At 73.8% G+C, this 17745-nt stretch carries 20 protein-coding genes; 17 read left to right on the plus strand and 3 right to left on the minus strand.

Annotation, left to right across the window (positions count from 1 at the left end; genetic code table 11):
- Window positions 1-5: 5 nt before the first annotated feature.
- Window positions 6-1229, plus strand: coding sequence for a radical SAM family heme chaperone HemW (gene hemW, locus OG799_RS00310; protein ID WP_406041874.1), 1224 nt, complete (start codon window positions 6-8; stop codon window positions 1227-1229).
- Window positions 1230-1272: 43 nt separating this feature from the next.
- Here hemW and OG799_RS00315 read toward each other — a convergent pair whose 3' ends face one another.
- Window positions 1273-1896 carry a DUF4870 domain-containing protein gene (locus OG799_RS00315; RefSeq protein WP_406041876.1) on the minus strand — a complete coding sequence of 208 codons (624 nt, stop codon included), beginning with the start codon at window positions 1894-1896 and terminating at the stop codon, window positions 1273-1275.
- 232 nt (window positions 1897-2128) lie between these two features.
- Between OG799_RS00315 and hrcA the strand changes: the two genes are divergently transcribed.
- From hrcA to OG799_RS00330, 3 genes are all read left to right on the plus strand, one after another.
- On the plus strand, window positions 2129-3151 hold the full coding sequence (hrcA, locus tag OG799_RS00320; RefSeq protein WP_406041878.1) for a heat-inducible transcriptional repressor HrcA: 1023 nt from the start codon (window positions 2129-2131) through the stop codon (window positions 3149-3151).
- A gap of 76 nt (window positions 3152-3227) precedes the next feature.
- On the plus strand, window positions 3228-4373 hold the full coding sequence (gene dnaJ / locus OG799_RS00325) for a molecular chaperone DnaJ (protein WP_406046160.1): 1146 nt from the start codon (window positions 3228-3230) through the stop codon (window positions 4371-4373).
- A 1-nt stretch (window position 4374) separates the two neighbouring features.
- Entirely contained in the window at window positions 4375-5109 is a 735-nt protein-coding gene (locus OG799_RS00330; protein WP_406041880.1) for a 16S rRNA (uracil(1498)-N(3))-methyltransferase, read from the plus strand.
- A gap of 280 nt (window positions 5110-5389) precedes the next feature.
- Here OG799_RS00330 and OG799_RS00335 read toward each other — a convergent pair whose 3' ends face one another.
- Window positions 5390-6151, minus strand: a complete 762-nt coding sequence (locus OG799_RS00335) for an SDR family NAD(P)-dependent oxidoreductase (RefSeq protein WP_406041882.1) — start codon at window positions 6149-6151, stop codon at window positions 5390-5392.
- Between the two features lie 70 nt (window positions 6152-6221).
- Here OG799_RS00335 and OG799_RS00340 point away from each other — a divergent pair, with 70 nt between their 5' ends.
- The 8 genes from OG799_RS00340 to OG799_RS00375 all read left to right on the plus strand — a co-directional run bounded on the left by OG799_RS00340 (window position 6222) and on the right by OG799_RS00375 (window position 13775).
- Entirely contained in the window at window positions 6222-6572 is a 351-nt protein-coding gene (locus OG799_RS00340; RefSeq protein WP_406041884.1) for a histidine triad nucleotide-binding protein, read from the plus strand.
- 22 nt (window positions 6573-6594) lie between these two features.
- Window positions 6595-7971, plus strand: a complete 1377-nt coding sequence (locus tag OG799_RS00345) for a serine hydrolase domain-containing protein (RefSeq protein WP_406041886.1) — start codon at window positions 6595-6597, stop codon at window positions 7969-7971.
- 135 nt (window positions 7972-8106) lie between these two features.
- Window positions 8107-9165, plus strand: coding sequence for a PhoH family protein (locus OG799_RS00350; protein ID WP_406041888.1), 1059 nt, complete (start codon window positions 8107-8109; stop codon window positions 9163-9165).
- A gap of 18 nt (window positions 9166-9183) precedes the next feature.
- A complete protein-coding gene (gene ybeY, locus OG799_RS00355; RefSeq protein WP_406041890.1) occupies window positions 9184-9657 on the plus strand; it encodes an rRNA maturation RNase YbeY in 474 nt (157 codons plus the stop codon).
- Window positions 9633-11042, plus strand: a complete 1410-nt coding sequence (locus tag OG799_RS00360; protein WP_406046161.1) for a hemolysin family protein — start codon at window positions 9633-9635, stop codon at window positions 11040-11042. The genes ybeY and OG799_RS00360 overlap by 25 nt, the downstream gene beginning before the upstream one ends.
- Window positions 11035-11421, plus strand: a complete 387-nt coding sequence (locus OG799_RS00365) for a cytidine deaminase (protein WP_406041891.1) — start codon at window positions 11035-11037, stop codon at window positions 11419-11421. Before OG799_RS00360 ends, OG799_RS00365 begins: the two co-directional genes overlap by 8 nt.
- 47 nt (window positions 11422-11468) lie before the next feature.
- Window positions 11469-12365 carry a GTPase Era gene (gene era / locus OG799_RS00370; RefSeq protein ID WP_406041892.1) on the plus strand — a complete coding sequence of 299 codons (897 nt, stop codon included), beginning with the start codon at window positions 11469-11471 and terminating at the stop codon, window positions 12363-12365.
- 180 nt (window positions 12366-12545) lie between these two features.
- Window positions 12546-13775 (plus strand): acyltransferase, encoded by a 1230-nt coding sequence (locus OG799_RS00375; RefSeq protein WP_406041894.1) that lies wholly within the window; start codon window positions 12546-12548, stop codon window positions 13773-13775.
- Here OG799_RS00375 and OG799_RS00380 read toward each other — a convergent pair.
- The gene (locus OG799_RS00380) at window positions 13762-14571 is read right to left on the minus strand and encodes a DUF4097 family beta strand repeat-containing protein (protein WP_406041896.1); all 810 of its coding nucleotides are present in this window, start codon (window positions 14569-14571) and stop codon (window positions 13762-13764) included. The two genes, OG799_RS00375 and OG799_RS00380, sit on opposite strands and share 14 nt — an antisense overlap.
- A gap of 102 nt (window positions 14572-14673) precedes the next feature.
- Between OG799_RS00380 and recO the strand changes: the two genes are divergently transcribed.
- The 5 genes from recO to OG799_RS00405 all read left to right on the plus strand — a co-directional run bounded on the left by recO (window position 14674) and on the right by OG799_RS00405 (window position 17712).
- Entirely contained in the window at window positions 14674-15516 is an 843-nt protein-coding gene (gene recO / locus OG799_RS00385; RefSeq protein ID WP_406041898.1) for a DNA repair protein RecO, read from the plus strand.
- Window positions 15517-15548: 32 nt separating this feature from the next.
- Entirely contained in the window at window positions 15549-16325 is a 777-nt protein-coding gene (locus tag OG799_RS00390) for an isoprenyl transferase (protein WP_406046162.1), read from the plus strand.
- A gap of 68 nt (window positions 16326-16393) precedes the next feature.
- The gene (locus OG799_RS00395; protein ID WP_109943664.1) at window positions 16394-16579 is read left to right on the plus strand and encodes a hypothetical protein; all 186 of its coding nucleotides are present in this window, start codon (window positions 16394-16396) and stop codon (window positions 16577-16579) included.
- A 147-nt stretch (window positions 16580-16726) separates the two neighbouring features.
- Window positions 16727-16948 (plus strand): thioredoxin reductase, encoded by a 222-nt coding sequence (locus tag OG799_RS00400; protein WP_406041901.1) that lies wholly within the window; start codon window positions 16727-16729, stop codon window positions 16946-16948.
- Window positions 16945-17712, plus strand: coding sequence for a pirin family protein (locus OG799_RS00405; protein WP_406041903.1), 768 nt, complete (start codon window positions 16945-16947; stop codon window positions 17710-17712). The genes OG799_RS00400 and OG799_RS00405 overlap by 4 nt, the downstream gene beginning before the upstream one ends.
- Window positions 17713-17745: the final 33 nt, after the last annotated feature.

A 17745-nucleotide genomic window follows, 5' to 3' on the forward strand; every position in this document is an offset into this window, starting at 1 on the left:
TTGCCATGCCCGGCGCTCTTCCAGAAGGCGAATCCGTCCCCCGCGACGGATCGCTGCCCGCTGCCGCCACCCGCACAGTCGGTGCGCGCGGTTTCGGCGTGTACGTGCACGTCCCGTTCTGCGCCAGTCGCTGCGGCTACTGCGACTTCAACACCTACACGGCGGCGGAGCTGGGCGGCGGGGCCAGCCGCGAGTCGTACGCCGACACGGTGCTGGCCGAGCTGGCCCTCGCCGGCCGGGTGCTGGGCGACACCCCGCCGCCACGGGTGGACACCGTCTTCGTCGGCGGCGGCACGCCGACCCTGCTTCCCGCCGACGACCTCGCCCGGATCCTGGACGGGATCGACCGGGTCTGGGGGCTGGCCGCCGACGCCGAGGTGACCACCGAGGCCAACCCCGAGTCGGTCACCCCGGGGTCGCTGAAGACCCTGCGGGCCGCCGGCTACACCCGGATCTCGCTGGGCATGCAGTCCGCCGCGCCGGGGGTGCTGGCGATCCTCGACCGCACGCACAGCGCCGGCCGGGCCACCGCCGCCGCCCTGGAGGCGCGCGACGCCGGGTTCGACCACGTCAACCTCGACCTGATCTACGGCACGCCGGGGGAGCGCGCCGAGGACTTCGCCGCCTCGCTGGACCAGGTGGTGGCGGCCGGGGTCGACCACGTCAGCGCGTACGCCCTGATCGTGGAGGACGGCACCCGGCTGGCCGCGCGGATGCGGCGCGGCGAGCTGCCGTACCCGAGCGACGACGTGGCGGCGGACCGCTACCTGGCCGCGGAGGCTGCCCTCGACGCGGCGGGTTTCTCCTGGTATGAGGTCTCCAACTGGGCCCGCTCGGGGGCGGCCCGGTGCCGGCACAACCTGCTCTACTGGACCGGCGCGGACTGGTGGGGCCTCGGGCCGGGGGCGCACAGCCACGTCGGCGGGGTGCGCTGGTGGAACGTCAAGCACCCGACGACGTACGCGCAGCGGCTCGCCGCCGGGGAGTCGCCCGGCCTGGCCCGGGAGCTGCTCACGCCCGACGAGGCGCACATGGAGGACGTGATGCTGCGGCTGCGGCTGGCCTCCGGGCTGCCGCTGGACGTGCTCGACGACGCGGGCCGGGCCGGGGCCGAGCGGGCCCTGGCCGGCGGGCTGCTGGCCGCGCCGGAGTACGCGGCCGGCCGGGCGGTGCTCACCCTGCGCGGCCGGCTGCTGGCCGACGCGGTGGTCCGCGACCTGCTGCCCTGACCGCCGGTCGCCCGGCCGACCCGTGGGCCGGCCGGGCGGGGCGTCACTTCACCAGGCTGATGCTCATCGGATAGCGGTAGAGCTGCCCCTCGTTGGCCTTGACGCCGGCGAGGATGCCGAACACGATGCCGAGGATGACCGCCGCGCCGACCGCGATGAAGCCGATCGCGATGCAGGCCAGGAGCCAGCCGACCAGGCCGACGATCGACCAGAGCAGTTGGAAGTTGAGCGCCGCGACCGCGTGCTGGCGCACCGTCGGCGACTGGTTGCCCCGGGCGAGCATGGCGACCAGCGGCGGCAGCCAGCCCAGCACGCCGCCGCTGACGAACATCGCCGCCGCGCCGCCGAAGTGCGCGACCAGCGCCCAGGTCTTGTCCTCGTTGTTGGCCCAGCCGCCGCTCGGGGCGCCGTACGCCCCGCCGGTCGGGTAGCCGGTGCCCGGCGGCGGGTAGCCGCCCGGAGGTGGGTAGCCACCCGACGGCGGCTGACCGCCGGAGGGCGGCGGATAGCCGCCGGGCGGGGGATAGCCCCCCGCGCCCGGCGCCCCGGACAGTGGTGCGGTGGGCGGCTCGTCCGCCGACGAGCCGTACGGTGCCGACGGCGGGGTCGGGTCCGGCGGCTGGGCGCCGGCGTCCCCCGCTCCGGGAGGGCGAGGTGGTTCAGTCATGAACGTCACGGTAGGGGTTGCCCGCAACGTGGCACCAGAGCGACATCGCCCGGGATGTCCGGCTGAACGGCCCTGGCGCGGCGGCTGTGCGGCGGCCCGCACCCGTGGTCCGTCGCTGATCATCGCGTCCGGGGTGCCGCCGACGTAGACTGGCACTCGCTACAGTCGAGTGCCAGTTGCCCGGCCGCTGCCGCGCCGGCGGCGGGTCGAGGGTGCTTCAGGAGGTGGGGATATGGGTCTCGACGACCGCAAGCTCGCCGTGCTGCGCGCGATCGTCGAGGACTACGTCGCCACGCAGGAGCCGGTGGGCAGCAGGGCCCTCGTCGAGCGGCACCAGCTGGGCGTCTCCCCGGCGACCGTCCGTAACGACATGGCCGTGCTGGAGGAGGAGGGCTACATCCGGCAGCCGCACACCAGTGCCGGCCGGGTGCCCACCGACCGCGGGTACCGGCTCTTCGTGGACCGGCTCTCCCGGGTCAAGCCGCTCAGCCCGGCCGAGCGCCGGGCGATCGAGCGCTTCCTGGTCGGCGCGGTGGACCTCGACGACGTGGTGCACCGCACCGTGCGGCTGCTGGCCCAGCTGACCCGGCAGGTCGCCGTGGTGCAGTACCCGTCGCTGGCCCGTTCCTCGGTGCGGCACCTGGAGCTGGTGCCGATCTCCACCACCCGGCTGATGCTCGTCATGATCGCCGACACCGGCCGGGTCGAGCAGCGGCTGGTCGAGCTGCCCGTGCCGGTCCCCGCCGAGGACGTCACCGACCTGCGTCGGCTGGTCAACGAGAAGCTGGTCGGCAGCCGGCTGTCCGAGACCCCGCCGCTGGTCCAGGCGCTGGTCGAGGAGTCTGCCCCGCACCTGCGCGGCGCGATGACCACGCTCTCCACCGTGCTGCTGGAGACCCTGGTCGAGCGGCACGAGGAGCGGATCGCGCTGGCCGGCACCGCCAACCTCACCCGCGGTGGCCTGCTCGACTTCCAGGGCTCGCTGCGTCCCATCCTCGAGGCGCTCGAGGAGGAGGTCGTGCTGCTGAAGCTCATCGGCGAGGCCGAGCCGAGCACCACCCGGGTGCTGATCGGCGACGAGAACGAGGTCGACAACCTCCGCGCCGCCTCCGTGGTCAGCACCGGGTACGGCCCGGGCGCGACCATCGTCGGCGGTCTGGGCGTGCTCGGCCCCACCCGGATGGACTACCCCGGGACCATCGCCACGGTGCGGGCCGTGGCACGCTACGTGGGCGAGCTGCTGGCCCAGAACTGATCCAGGGCAGGGGCCGGCGACCGGCCCCTGCCGACGACCGGCGCAACGCGAGACGAACATGAGGACACCGAACGCAGTGGCCAGGGACTACTACGGCATTCTCGGCGTGAGCCGCGAGGCCTCCGACGACGAGATCAAGCGCGCCTACCGCAAGTTGGCGCGGCAGTTCCACCCGGACGTCAATCCGGACCCGGAGGCACAGGAGAAGTTCAAGGACATCAACGCCGCGTACGAGGTCCTCTCGGACGACCGGAAACGGCAGATCGTCGACCTGGGCGGCGACCCGCTGGCCCCGGGCGGCGGGGGCGCGGGCGGTCCGGGCGGTCCCGGCGGGGCCGGCCCGTTCGTCGGCTTCCAGGACATCATGGACGCCTTCTTCGGCGGCGCGGCCGGCGGCGCCCGGGGCCCGCGGCCGCGGACCCGGCCGGGCGCGGACGCGATCCTGCGCCTGGAGCTGGACCTGCACGAGACCGCGTTCGGCGTCGAGGCGCCGATCACCGTCGACACCGCCGTGCTCTGCACCACCTGCTCCGGCGCGGGCACCGCCGCCGGCACCCACCTGGCCACCTGTGAGGCGTGCGGCGGCCGGGGCGAGGTCCAGTCCGTGCAGCGGACCTTCCTCGGCCAGGTGGTCTCCGCCCGGCCGTGCACGGTCTGCCAGGGTTACGGCACCACCATCCCGCACCCCTGCCCGACCTGCGCCGGTGACGGCCGGGTGCGCACCCGTCGCTCGCTGACCGTGAAGATCCCGGCCGGGGTCGAGGACGGCATGCGGATCCGGCTGGCCCAGCAGGGCGAGGTCGGCCCGGGTGGCGGCACCGCCGGCGACCTGTACGTGGAGATCCACGAGCGGCCGCACGACGTCTACTCCCGCAAGGGCGACGACCTGCACTGCCGGGTCACCGTGCCGATGACGGCCGCCGCGCTGGGCACCCGGCTGACCATCAAGACCCTGGACAGCGAGGAGACGGTCGACGTCAAGGCGGGCACCCAGCCGGGCAGCACGCTGCGGCTGCGCGCCCGGGGCGTGCCGCACCTGCGCGGCACCGGCCGGGGCGACCTCTACGTCCACCTGGACGTGCGGACCCCGACCAAGCTCGACGCCGACCAGGAGAAGATGCTGCGCGACTTCGCCAAGACCCGGGGCGAGGAGGTCGCCGAGCTGACCAAGCAGGGTGGCTTCTTCTCCCGGATGCGCGACGCCTTCAACGGGCACGCCTGAGGTGTCCGCGCCGCTGTTCCTGGTGGAGGCGCTGCCCACCGGTGACGCGCTGACCCTGGACGGCCCGGAGGGGCACCACGCGGCGACCGTGCAACGGCTGCGGGTCGGCGAGGAACTGCTGCTCGCCGACGGCCGGGGCGGCACGGCCGCCGCCGTGGTCACCGCCGTCGGCCGGGGCAGCCTCGACCTCCAGGTCACCTCCCGGGGGTACGTCGACGCGTCCGTCCCCCGGCTCGTGGTGGTGCAGGGCATCGCCAAGGGCGACCGGGGCGAGCTGGCCGTGCAGGCGATGACCGAGGTCGGGGTGGACGAGATCGTGCCCTGGGCGGCGTCCCGCTCGGTGGTGCAGTGGCGCGGCGAGCGGGGCGTACGGGCCCGGGAGAAATGGGCGGCGACCGCCCGGGAGGCGGCCAAGCAGGCCCGCCGCGCCTGGCTGCCGGTGGTGGCCGGGTCCCCGGACGAGTCGACCCAGACGGCGGTCCGCCGGATCGCCGGCGCGGCCGCCGCGTTCGTGCTGCACGAGGAGGCCGTGGAGCGGCTGACCACCGCCGAGCTCCCCGCGACAGGCGAGATCGTGCTGGTGGTCGGCCCGGAGGGCGGCATCGCCGCGCCCGAGCTGTCCGCCTTCCGTGAGGCCGGCGCCCGTACCGTCCGCCTCGGCCCGTCGGTGCTGCGCACCTCCACCGCCGGCGTCGCCGCCCTGAGCGTCCTCTCCGCCCGTCTGGACCGCTGGTAGCCTTTCGCGCCCCGCGCCGCTGGCCCCTCGGCCGGCTGACCCCTCGGTGGGGCCGGGCGGCCAGATCCACCTGGGGTAGCCGGTCGGCGCGTGGAGCCGCTGGGCCGCCAGCCGGCTCGGCACACCATGTTCGGCCGCCTTTGCTCTGCTGCAGCGGAGGCAACACTCGTTGCGTCCGCTGCAGCAGAGCAAAGGGAGCGCGCCACGTGGTTCGGGGTGCGCCGACACGCCGAGGCCGAGCAAGGACGCCCGGCCACGCCGACGCGGCGGCGCGCCGACGTCAGGTGCGCAGGTAGGAGGCGCCGTTGAGGTCGACGATGGTGCCGGAGGCCCACTCCGCCTCGGGGCTGGCGAGCCAGTGGACCGCGGCGGCGATCTCCTCGGGGCGGGCCACCCGGTTGAACGGGCTCTGGGCGCGGATCGCGTCGCCCCGCTCGCCGCTGAGGTGCGTGGTGGTCATGTCCGTCTCCACGAAGCCGGGCGCGACGGTCGCCACCGCGATGCCGTACGGGGCGAGGGCCAGGGCCAGCGACTGCCCGAGCGCGTTCAGCCCGGCCTTGCTGGCGCCGTACGCGGGCTGCTCCGGCTCGCCGCGGAACGCGCCCCGGGAGGAGACGTTGACGATCCGGCCGCCCCGCTCCCGCATGTGCTGGGCGGCGCACCAGGTCACGTTCGCGGCGCCGGTCAGGTTGGTCTCCAGCACCAGCCGCCACTGCTCGCGCCACTGCTCGTAGGTGTTGCCGAAGACGGGGTGGGCCAGCTCCCGCGGCCCGTACACACCGGCGTTGTTGACCAGCACGTCCAGCCCGCCGAGGCGGGCCGCGGCCTCGTCCACCATCGCCCGGACCGCGTCCGGGTCGGCCAGGTCGGCGCGGACCACCACGTGGCCGTCGCCGGGCAGCTCGTCGCGGAGCCGTTCGGCCAGCTCCGCCGAGTCCCGGTGGTGGACCGCCACCCGGTCCCCGCCCGCCGCGAAAGCTCGGGCCACCGCGCGGCCGATGCCGCGCGAGGCCCCCGTCACCAGTACCGCCCGAGAAGTCACGCCGGACATCATGCCCGGCCCGGCCGGTGGCGGCGCCGCCTGGTTCCGGTACAGCGCTTAGCATGCCCGAATGGGAACCGACTGCCTGTTCTGCCGGATCGTCGCCGGGGAGATCCCGGCCACCATCGTGCGGGAGACCGCCACCACCCTCGCCTTCCGGGACATCGGCCCCAAGGCGCCCGTCCACGTGCTGGTCATCCCGAAGGAGCACTACGCGGACGTGGCGACCCTCGCCCAGGGTGACCCGGGCCTGGCGGCCGAGGTGCTGGCCGCGGCCGCCGTCGTGGCCGAGGAGGAGGGGCTGCTCGCCGACGGCTTCCGGCTGATGTTCAACACCGGGCCGTACGGGGGCCAGGAGGTCTTCCACGCCCACGCGCACCTGCTCGGCGGCGCCCCGCTCGGCCCGATGCTCTGCCGCTGAGCCCCTCCCTAGACTGCAACCCATGATCGCGGTGAACGACCGGCTCGGCCGGATGGTGCGGCAGGCGCAGGTCCGGGGCCGGGTGCCGGCGATATCGGCCGCCCTGCACCGGGCCGACCGCCCGCTCTGGACCTGCGCGGTGGGCGACACGGGCAACGACACCCCGCTCGGCCCGGAGTCCGTGTTCCGGATCGGCTCGGTCACCAAGACCTTCACCTCGGTGCTGGTCATGCAGTGCCGGGACGACGGCCTGCTGGACCTGGACGACCCGATCGGGCGGCACCTCGACCTGCCGGCGCACGGCGAGCTGACCGTACGCCGGCTGCTGTCGCACACCGCGGGCCTGCAACGGGAGCCGCACGGCGACGTCTGGGACTCGCTGCGCGCCCCCGGCGTCGACGAGCTCCTCGCCGACCTCGCCCGGGTGGAGCGGGTGCTGCCGACCGGCCGGCGCTACCACTACTCCAACCTCGGCATGGCGCTCCTCGGCGAGCTGGTCGGCCGGCTGCGCGGCGGGACCTGGGCGGAGGTGCTGGCCGAGCGGGTGCTCGTCCCGCTCGGGCTGACCGCCACGGGCCCGACGCCCGGCGGCCGGGCCGCGACCGGGTTCCTGGTCGACGCGTACTCCGACGAGGCCCACCCCGAGCCGCCGACCGACTTCGGGGCGGTGGCCCCGGCCGCCCAGCTGTGGAGCACCGCGCCGGACATGGCCCGCTGGGCCGCCTTCCTCGCCGACCCGGCGGCGCTCGACCCGGCCGGCGCGGTGCTCGCCCCGGCCACCCTCGACGAGATGCGCTGGCCGCTGACCACCACCGACGAGACGCTCTGGGCGGCCGGCTTCGGGCTCGGCCTGATCCTGGTGCCGCAGCCGCAGCGGGTGTTGCACGTGGGGCACGACGGGGCGATGCCCGGTTTCCTGGCCGCCGTCTACGGCCGGCGCGGCGGCGACGGCACGGCGGGCGCGATGGGCTGCGCGGTGCTCGGCTCCTCCGGTACCGGCGTCGAGGTCTTCGACCTGCCGCACCAGCTGCTCGCCGCCGCCGCCGAGCACGACCCCGCCGAGATCGAGCCGTGGCGGCCCGGCCGGCCCGCCCCCGAACACCTGCGCGGCCTGCTCGGCCGCTGGTGGGGCGAGGGCTTCGAGTACGTCTTCTCCTGGCACGACGGGGCGCTGCGGGCCCGCGGCGCGGACGACCCGGCGGGCAAGCCGCCGGCCGTCTTCGCGCCGTTGCCGGACCGGCCCGACGTGTTCCGGACCGTCGCCGGCCGGGAGGTGGGCGAGCTGCTCCGGCTGACCCGGGACGACCGGGGCGTGGTGGTCCGGATGCACTGGGCCACCTACCGCTTCACCCGCTGCCAGGAGACCTTCGACGGGTACGACTTCCGCACCGGGAGTTGATCACTGACCACGGGAAATGGGCGAGGTGCGTACGGTGTTGACCCGATACGATGGGAGTAACGTCCGTCCGCCGCGCCAGCAGGGCCCGGCGCCGAAATCGGAAGCAGGTGGCGCAGGGCCCGACGGGCCCGATCTATGACCGGCACCCCACCTCCCGGCCCGCCCCGGGTGCAGACCAGGATCACCGTCCCCGACGCCAAGATCATGGTCAACCTGCTCGGCGCGGGCGACGAGATCCTGCGACTCGTCGAACGCTCGGTCAACAGCGACGTCCACGTGCGTGGCAACGAGATCACCATCACCGGCGCCCCCGCGGACAACGCCCTCGCCGAGCGCCTCTTCAGTGAGCTCCTCGAACTCATCGAGAAAGGCGAGACCCTGACCACTGACGCCGTCCGGCGTACCGTCGGCATGCTCGAGCAGGGCAGCGCGGAGCGGCCCGCCGAGGTCCTGACGCTCAACATCCTGTCCCGGCGCGGGCGCACCATCCGGCCCAAGACGCTCGGGCAGAAGCGCTACGTCGACGCCATCGACTCGCACACCATCGTCTTCGGCATCGGCCCCGCCGGCACCGGCAAGACGTACCTCGCGATGGCCAAAGCCGTCCAGGCGCTCCAGGCCAAGCAGGTCAACCGGATCATCCTGACCCGGCCGGCGGTCGAGGCGGGAGAGCGGCTGGGCTTCCTGCCGGGCACGCTCAACGAGAAGATCGACCCGTACCTGCGTCCGCTCTACGACGCGCTGCACGACATGCTCGACCCGGAGACCATCCCGAAGCTGATGGCGGCCGGCACCATCGAGGTGGCGCCGCTGGCGTACATGCGGGGGCGTACGTTGAACGACGCGTTCATCATCCTGGACGAGGCGCAGAACACCACGCCCGAGCAGATGAAGATGTTCCTCACCCGGCTCGGCTTCAACTCCAAGATCGTGGTCACCGGTGACGTCACCCAGGTGGACCTTCCCGGCGGGACGACCAGCGGCCTGCGGGTGGTCCGGGAGATCCTGGAGAACGTCGAGGACGTGCACTTCGCCCAGCTCTCCAGCTCCGACGTGGTCCGCCACCGGCTGGTGGGGGAGATCGTCGACGCGTACGCCCGCTGGGACGCCGAGCGGGAGAACCAGCAGGCGCAGAGCGTGCACGCCGTACCGGGGCGGACCGCCCAGGGCGGTCGGGCCGGCCGGCGCCGCTAATCCATCAGAGGAAGACAGTTGTCCATCGAGATCGCCAACGAGTCCGGTGTCGAGGTCGACACCGACGCCGTGCTCGCCGTCGCCCGGCACGCCCTCGACGAGATGGGGGTCAACCCCCTCGCCGAGCTCTCCGTGCTGCTGGTCGACGTCGAATACATGACCGAGCTGAACCATCGTTGGATGGGCGGCGACGGTCCCACCGACGTGCTCGCCTTCCCCATGGACGAGGGCAGCGTCGACCACGGCCCGGGCGAGACCGCCTCGGCCGGCGGCGAGCCGGCCCTGCTCGGCGACATCGTGCTCTGTCCGGAGGTGGCGGCCAAGCAGGCGGCCACCGCCGGTCACTCGCCCGCCGACGAGCTGCACCTGCTCACCGTGCACGGCGTGCTGCACCTGCTCGGGTACGACCATGCCGAGCCGGAGGAGGAGCGGGAGATGTTCGCGCTCCAGGCCCGCCTGCTGTCCAGCTGGCGGTCGACCCGGTCCCGGTGATGACCATCCTGGCGGCGGCTCCCACCGCCGGCCTGCCTGACCTCCAGCTCATCGTCTTCGCGGCGGGGCTGGTGGTGCTCGCCGGCCTCATCGCGATGACCGAGGCGGCGCTGGCCGCCGTCTCCCCGGCCCGGGCCGCCGAACTGGCCCGGGACGGGGCGCGCGGCGCCCGCGCCCTCCAGGCGGTCGCCGGTGACGTGGTCCGCCATCTCAACCTGCTGCTCCTGCTCCGGCTGCTGGCCGAGCTGACGGCCACCACGCTGGTGGCGCTGGTCGCGGTGGACACCTTCGGCGCCGGCTGGCGGGCCGCCCTGGTCACCGCCGGCGCGATGACCGTGGTCAGCTTCGTGGTGGTCGGCGTCGCGCCGCGCACCCTCGGCCGGCAGCACGCGTACGCGGTGGGCCGCGCGGTCGCGCCGCTGGTGCGCTGGCTGGGCCGGGCGCTCAACCCGCTCGCCTCGCTGCTGATCCTGATCGGCAACGCGGTCACCCCGGGGCGTGGCTTCCGGGAGGGGCCCTTCGCCACCCAGGTGGAGCTGCGGGAGCTGGTGGACCTGGCCGAGCAGCGCGGCGTCGTGGAGCACGGCGAGCGGCAGATGATCCACTCGGTCTTCGCCCTCGGTGACACCATCGCCCGCGAGGTGATGGTGCCGCGTACCGAGATGGTCTGGATAGAGGAGGGCAAGACGCTCTCCCAGGCGCTGGCGCTCTTCCTCCGCTCCGGTTTCTCCCGCATCCCGGTGATCGGCGACAGCGTCGACGACGTGCTCGGCGTGCTCTACCTGAAGGATCTGATCCGGCGTACCCAGGGCGGCGACCCGCGCGCCGACGAGCTGCCGGTGTCGGAGCTGATGCGCCCGGCGACGTTCGTGCCGGAGTCCAAGCCGGTCGACGACCTGCTGTCGGAGATGCAGGCGGCCCGCAACCACCTGGTCATCGTCGTCGACGAGTACGGCGGCACCGGCGGCCTGGTCACCATCGAGGACATCCTCGAGGAGATCGTCGGCGAGATCACCGACGAGTACGATGTCGAACGCCCACCGGTCGAACGCCTGGATGACGGGGCGGTCCGGGTCGCCGCCCGCCTCCCGGTGGAGAATCTCGGCGAGCTCTTCGACACCGAACTCCCCACCGACGAGGTGGAGACGGTCGGCGGTCTGCTCGCCCAGTCGCTGGGCCGGGTCCCGATCCCCGGGGCCGAGGCCGAGGTGTCCGGGCTGCGGCTGATCGCCGAGGGCACCACCGGTCGGCGCAACCGGATAGACACCGTGCTGGTGAGCCGGATCGAGCCGACCGATGCGCAGGACAGCGCGGGGCGCGGCGAGCACGCCGAGTCCCGCGGCACCCAGAACCGATCCGAGGAGAGGCAAACCGCCGATGCCTGAGTCACCCGCCGTGCCGGCCGCCCGGCCCACCCCGTCCGATCCGGCCGAGCTGAGCGCCGAGGACGGCAAGCTGGTCATCCTGGCCCGGGGCGCCCGCGGCCGGGTCGGCGCCGTGGAGGGCGCGGCGGTCCGCGACCAGGACGGCCGGACGTACGCGGCGGCCAGCGTGGCCCTGCCCTCGCTCACCCTGACCGCGCTGCAGCTCGCGGTCGCCTCGGCGGTGGCCGCGGGCGCGAGCCGGCTGGAGGCCGCCGTGGTGGTGACCGAGGCGTCGACGCTGGACGGCGCCGGGCATGCCGCGGTTCGCGACCTCGCCGTCGACGCGCCGATCCACGTGGCCGCGCCGGACGGCACCGTCCTCGGCACGGTGGTCGAGTGAGCGAGCGGAGCGAGCGAACCATCAGACACCGCAGCGTGGCGCCTCGCGTGAGTGACCTGGAGCCCCGTCCCTATCGGGCGGGTTTCGCCTGCTTTGTCGGGCGGCCGAACGCCGGCAAGTCGACGCTGACCAACGCGATCGTCGGCACGAAGATCGCGATCACCTCGAACAAGCCGCAGACCACCCGGCACATCATCCGGGCCGTGCTGCACCGCCCGGACTCGCAGCTGGTCCTGGTCGACACCCCGGGCCTGCACCGTCCCCGGACGCTGCTCGGCGAGCGCCTGAACGACCTGGTCCGTTCCACCTGGAGCGAGGTCGACGTGATCGGCCTCTGCATCCCGGCGGACGAGCCGATCGGCCGGGGCGACCGGTTCATCACCGGTGAGCTGGCCGAGCTGAAGGCGACCGTGCTGGCCGTGGTGACCAAGACCGACCTGGTCGACAAGAAGAAGCTGGCCGGGCAGCTGCTCGCGGTGAACGAGATGGGCGAGTTCGCCGCCGTGGTGCCGGTGAGCGCGGTCTCCGGCCACCAGGTCGACACCCTGGTCGACGTGATGACCGGCTACCTGCCCGAGTCGCCGCAGCTCTACCCGGACGACATGCTCACCGACGACCCGGAGCAGGTGCTGGTCGCCGAGCTGATCCGGGAGGCGGCACTGGAGGGGGTCCGGGACGAGCTGCCGCACTCCATCGCCGTGGTGGTGGAGGAGATGATCCCCGAGGGCCAGGTCATGAAGATCTACGCCGACGTCTACGTCGAGCGGCCCAGCCAGAAGGCGATCGTGATCGGGCACCGGGCCAGCCGGCTCAAGGCGGTCGGCACCACCGCCCGGAAGCAGATCGAGGAGCTGCTCGGCACCCGGGTCTACCTGGACCTGCACGTCCGGGTGGCGAAGGACTGGCAGCGCGACCCGAAGCAGCTCCGCAAGCTCGGCTTCTGACCGTACGTCGAACCGCCGGTCCCACCTCCGGGGCCGGCGGTTTCGGCGTTGTCCGGCGTGGGTCGGGATCGGTCGAGCTTATGGCAAGTTTCACTTTTCGCCCCGCCCGCTCGCCGTTTCGTCGGGGCCGGTCGGAGGGTAGGGGACGCTTACCCCCGCCCCCGACATAGATGCAGGCTGATGCGAAATCGATACCTCGACCTGCTCCGCTTCCTGGCCATCGTCCGAGTCGTCGTCTACCACGTCACCGGCCTGGCGGCCCTGACCCTGATCTTCCCGGCGATGTCGGTGATGTTCGCGCTCGCCGGCTCGCTGATGGCCGCCTCCCTGGACCGGACCGGCCCCGCGGCCGTCCTGCGCCGGCTGCGCCGCCTGTTGCCGTCCCTCTGGGTCCTCGCCGCGGTCTTCGTACCGGCGATGCTGCTCACCGGTCTGCCGCTGACCCCGAAGGTGCTGCTCTGGCTCCTCCCGGTCAGCGACCCGCCGGCCAACGGCTGGGGGGCGGTGGCGCTGAGCGTGATCTGGTACCTGCGGGACTACCTGTGGTTCGTGCTCGCCTCGCCGCTCGCCCGGTGGCTGTTCCGCCGCGTCCCGCTGCCCACCCTCCTCGCCCCGTACGCCCTGCTCGCGGCGATCGAGTTCGGCGTGCTGCCGGCCGCGCCGACCGTGCTGCGCGAGTTCGGCCTCTACTTCGGCGCGTGGCTGCTCGGCTTCGCCCACCACGACGGCCTGCTGGCCCGGCTCGCCAACCGGGTGCTGGTGATGGTGGCGGTCGCCCTCGGGGGCGCCGGCATCGGCTGGATCGTCACCCATCCCGGCCCACGCGGCTACGACCTCAACGACATCCACCTGGGCAACGCCCTCTGGTCCGCGGCGTTCATCCTGGTGGTGATCGGCCGGGCGCCGGCCCGCGCCGAGTGGGTGGACCGCATCCCCGCCCTCGGCCGGGCGGTGACGGTGCTGAACCGGCGGGCGCTCACCGTCTACCTCTGGCACATGTCGTTCGTCGTGGCGCTCACCCCACTGGTCGGCCTGGTCGGCTGGGGCCCCCGCGACCCGCTCGGCCTGGCGATCCGGGTGGTGCTGGTCTTCGCCCTGGTCGGCCTGGTCGCCCTGCTGGTGGGCTGGGTCGAGGACGTGGCGGCCCGCCGCCCGCCGGAGTGGCTACCGGGAGGTTCCCGCTCGACGCCGGCCCGCCGGGCCGTCGCCCCGGCCAGCCCCGCCCGGGCCGGAGCCGCGGCCGAGCCGGTCGCGGTCGGGGTGGGGAGGGCCGCTGCCCGCCTCGGCGACCCGCCGGCCGCGCGGCGGTCGCCGGTCCCGTCGGCGCCCCGAGGGGGCCCGGTCCGTGGCCGGATCCCCGCCCAGCGGGGCGCGCGGGAGGCCGCCGGCACGGAGCTCAGCGCTGGCTGAGTGTCACGTTCCCGCTGCCGGTGCCGACATCGAGCAGCAGGGACGCGGTCGGGTCGTCGGCGACCCCCAGGTCGGCGTCCCCGGAGCCGGTGCTGGACCGCACCCGGTACCGGCCGGCGGGCACCGTCAGCTCGACGTCTCCGCTGGAGGCGTGGACGCGGGCGGACGCCGGTCGATCCAGCTCCACCGTGACGTTGCCGGAGCTGGCCTCCGCGTCCACCTGGTCGCCGAGCCGCCGGGCGCTGATGTCGCCGGAGGAGGCGCGCAGCTCCACCCGGCCGGCCACGTCGACCACCTCGATGTTGCCGGAGCCGGTCTCGGCGCGGACCGGGCCGGCGGCGCCGGTCACCCTGATGTCGCCGGAGCCGACCTTCATCTCCACCGGGCCGACCCGGGTCAGCTCCACGTTGCCGGCGCCGGTCTCACCGCGGACCGTCACCCCCTCCGGGGCGGTCACCTCGTACGAGACGCTGCACCGGTTCCCGCAGTCCGCGTCCAGCACGAGCTCGTCGCCCTTGATCTCGTACCGCGCGTCGGGCTGGCCGCCCTGGTAGCGCAGCATCCGCTTGATCCGTACCTCCGCGGCGGTGCCGGAGGCGCGGACGGTGACGTCACCGGATCCCGGCAGCACGGTGATCCGGGTGATCTTCACCGCCTCGGTGTTGTCGAAGTCGAGCCGGCGGAACGAGAGGGTGTCACACCCGGAGAGCAGGATCAGGGTGGCCGCGGTGGCGGCGACCGTGGTCCGGCGCAGTGCGGTGCTCCGGGACGGAGCGAGGGTCTGGTGCAGAGCCATGGCCAGCACGCTACGGCCGGACCGGGGGCCGGCACATCGGGGTCCGACCGCCCGTCCACCCCGAACCGACCCTGAGATCGCACCCCGAGGGAGAATGACCGGATGGCCGGGTACCGCCGACAGCTCTACCGCGACGACGCGGTGGTCCTGCGTGTGCAGAAGCTCGGCGAGTCCGACCGGATCATCACCCTGCTCACCCGTCGGCACGGCCGGCTGCGCGCGGTCGCCCGGGGGATCCGGCGTACCACCAGCAAGTTCGGGGCCCGGCTGGAGCCGTTCGGCCACGTCGACCTCCAGCTCGCCGGCGACCCGAAGGGCGAACACGGCAGTTCGCTGCACACCGTCAGTCAGGTCGAGGGGATCGACCTGTACGGCAAGCGGTTCCTCGGCGACTACCCCCGCTACACCGCGGCCAGCGCAATCGCGGAGACGGCGGAGCGGCTCACCCCAGTCGAGCGGGAGCCGTCGCTGCGGCTGTTTCAGCTCACCCTCGGCGCGATCAAGTCCCTGGCCCGCGGCGAGCACGCCACCACGCTGGTGCTCGACGCGTACCTGCTGCGCGGGATGGCCCTCGCGGGCTGGGCGCCGGCCCTGACCGCCTGCGCGGTCTGCGGCACGCCGGGCCGGCACCGGGCGTTCTCCGTACCGGCCGGGGGCGCGGTCTGCCCGGACTGCCGGCCGCCCGGCGCGGCCCACCCGGCGCCGGCCACCATCGACCTGATGTCCGCGCTCACCACCGGCGACTGGGTGCTCGCCGACGCCACCGGGACCGGCGTACGCCGGGAGTGCAGCGGCCTGGTCGCGGCGCACCTGCAGTGGCACCTGGAGCGCGCGCTACGCTCGCTGCCGCTGGTCGACCGGGGTGCCCCGGCGGCCACCGCGGTCCCGCCGCCGGTCGGCGCGGTCGCGGAGGCGGACGGTGTGAACAGGGAGAAGACCGAGTGATCCGATCGACCAGGGCCGGCCGGCGCGAGCCGGTGCCACCGACCCCGCACCCGTCGGGTGCCCGGCCCCCGGCGCTGCCCGCCGAGGCGCTGCCGAAGCATGTCGCCGTGGTGATGGACGGCAACGGCCGGTGGGCCAAGGAGCGTGGCCTGCCCCGCACCAAGGGCCACGAGCAGGGCGAGCACAGCCTCTTCGACACCATCGAGGGCGCGATCGAGCTGGGCATTCCCTACCTGTCGGCGTACGCCTTCTCCACCGAGAACTGGCGGCGTTCGCCGGACGAGGTCCGCTTCCTGATGGGCTTCAACCGGGACGTCATCCGTCGCCGCCGCAACCAGCTGGTCGACCTGGGTGTCCGGGTGGTCTGGTCGGGGCGGGCCGGCCGGCTGTGGAAGAGCGTCATCTCCGAGCTGCAGACCGCCGAGGAGATGTCCCGGGGTAACTCGACGCTGACCCTCCAGTTCTGCGTCAACTACGGCGGTCAGGCGGAGATCGCCGACGCCGCCGCCGCGATCGCCCGCGACGTGGCCGCCGGCCGGCTGGACCCGGGCAAGGTCACCGAGAAGACCATCGGGAAATACCTGTACCACCCGGAGGTCCCCGAGGTGGACCTCTTCCTGCGTCCCTCCGGCGAGCAGCGCACCTCCAACTTCCTGCTCTGGCAGAGCGCGTACGCCGAGCTGGTCTTCCTCGACACGCTCTGGCCGGACTTCGACCGCCGCCACCTCTGGTACGCCTGCGAGCTGTACGCCCAGCGGGACCGGCGCTTCGGCGGCGCGCTGCCCAACCCGGTCGCGCCCCGGATCTGAGCCACGCTTACCGACGCGGCGCGCTGGGTACCAATCCGGACAGCAGCCAATCGCGGAGGTGAACCCACATGATTCAGAAGCGGATTGCCCAGTGGGCGGTCATGGCGGTCGCCGTGCCGCTGGCGGCGGCCGGCGCCCGTCGGCTCAGCCACACTCTCGAGGCCCGGCGCGGTCCGTCCGGGGTGAGCCGACTGCTCACCAAGGGCGCCGACATGCTGCGGCCGCAGAAGGCCAAGCGTCGCCGGTTCTGGTGACGTCGACGGTCGGCGCCGCGACGAGGCGGCGCCGACCGTGCCCGCGGACCGCGCCCCGCTTCCGGCTTTCTCAGCCGGCGGCGGGGCGCTCGCGCATACGATCGGCGCAGGGCGCGCCGCCGGGACGCGCCCGCCACGGGGGTGGGGATGCCGGATCTGCGGTACAAGATGATCATGGCGTTGAACGCGGCCGACCTCGGCAGCCCGATCTGCGAGCAGGTCGCCGAGATCTGTGCGGAGATCGCCGAGCAGCACTGCGCCGAACTCGGGCACACGCCCAGCGTGCGTTCCGGTGAGATCGCCGAGCTGGCCACCGGCGAGCCGGCGCTGACCTGGGCGCCCACCGAGACCGGGCAGCGTGCCTGGTGACCGCCGTCGCCCCGGCCCCCGCCGTGGACGTCCGGCGGGCCGCCGACCGGTTCGCCACCCGGCTGTCCTGGCTCGACTCCAAGCACTCGTTCTCGTTCAGCCGGCACTACGACCCGGCGAACATCCATCACGGGCTGCTGCTGGTCAACAACGACGACGTGGTCCACCCGGGCACCGGCTTCGAGACGCACCCCCACCAGGACATGGAGATCGTCACCTGGGTGCTGCGGGGCTCGCTGGTGCACCAGGACTCCACCGGCCACTCCGGCGTCATCTACCCCGGCCTGGCCCAGCGGATGAGCGCGGGCACCGGCATCCTGCACTCGGAGAAGAACGACGCCTGGCGGCTGGCCGGCACCACCCCGCACACCGACCCCGTGCACTTCGTCCAGATGTGGGTGATCCCGGACACTGAGGGCGTCGACCCCGGCTACGAGCAGCTGGAGATCGGCGACGAGCTGCTCCGCGGCGGCCTCGTCCCGGTCGCCTCCGGCATGGACCGGTACGACGGCGCGTCCGCGATCCGGATCCGCAACCGGTACGCCACCCTGCACGCCGCCCGACTCGCCCCCGGCGACGAGGTGACGCTGCCGGACGCGCCCTTCCTGCACCTCTACGTGCCGGTCGGCGCCGTCATGCTGGAGGGCAGCGGCCGGCTCGGCGAGGGCGACGCCGCCCGGATCACCATGACCGGCGGGCAGCGGGTGTCGGCCACCGAGCCGGCGGAGATCCTGGTCTGGGAGATGCACGCCACCCTGGCCTGACACCGCCGCCGACCGTCTCTGGCAGGCTGGTCC

This window comes from Micromonospora sp. NBC_00898, from assembly GCF_045207895.1.
In the GTDB taxonomy this organism is placed as follows: Bacteria; Actinomycetota; Actinomycetes; order Mycobacteriales; family Micromonosporaceae; genus Micromonospora.

Coding starts and splice junctions, on each gene's coding strand:
- OG799_RS00400 (WP_406041901.1), top strand. CDS start 16,727: ATGCCGGATCTGCGGTACAAGATGATCATGGCGTTGAACGCGGCCGAC.
- OG799_RS00315 (WP_406041876.1), bottom strand. CDS start 1,896: ATGACTGAACCACCTCGCCCTCCCGGAGCGGGGGACGCCGGCGCCCAG.
- OG799_RS00345 (WP_406041886.1), top strand. CDS start 6,595: ATGATCGCGGTGAACGACCGGCTCGGCCGGATGGTGCGGCAGGCGCAG.
- hrcA (WP_406041878.1), top strand. CDS start 2,129: ATGGGTCTCGACGACCGCAAGCTCGCCGTGCTGCGCGCGATCGTCGAG.
- OG799_RS00395 (WP_109943664.1), top strand. CDS start 16,394: ATGATTCAGAAGCGGATTGCCCAGTGGGCGGTCATGGCGGTCGCCGTG.
- OG799_RS00380 (WP_406041896.1), bottom strand. CDS start 14,571: ATGGCTCTGCACCAGACCCTCGCTCCGTCCCGGAGCACCGCACTGCGC.
- hemW (WP_406041874.1), top strand. CDS start 6: ATGCCCGGCGCTCTTCCAGAAGGCGAATCCGTCCCCCGCGACGGATCG.
- OG799_RS00340 (WP_406041884.1), top strand. CDS start 6,222: ATGGGAACCGACTGCCTGTTCTGCCGGATCGTCGCCGGGGAGATCCCG.
- OG799_RS00375 (WP_406041894.1), top strand. CDS start 12,546: ATGCGAAATCGATACCTCGACCTGCTCCGCTTCCTGGCCATCGTCCGA.
- recO (WP_406041898.1), top strand. CDS start 14,674: ATGGCCGGGTACCGCCGACAGCTCTACCGCGACGACGCGGTGGTCCTG.
- OG799_RS00365 (WP_406041891.1), top strand. CDS start 11,035: ATGCCTGAGTCACCCGCCGTGCCGGCCGCCCGGCCCACCCCGTCCGAT.
- OG799_RS00350 (WP_406041888.1), top strand. CDS start 8,107: ATGACCGGCACCCCACCTCCCGGCCCGCCCCGGGTGCAGACCAGGATC.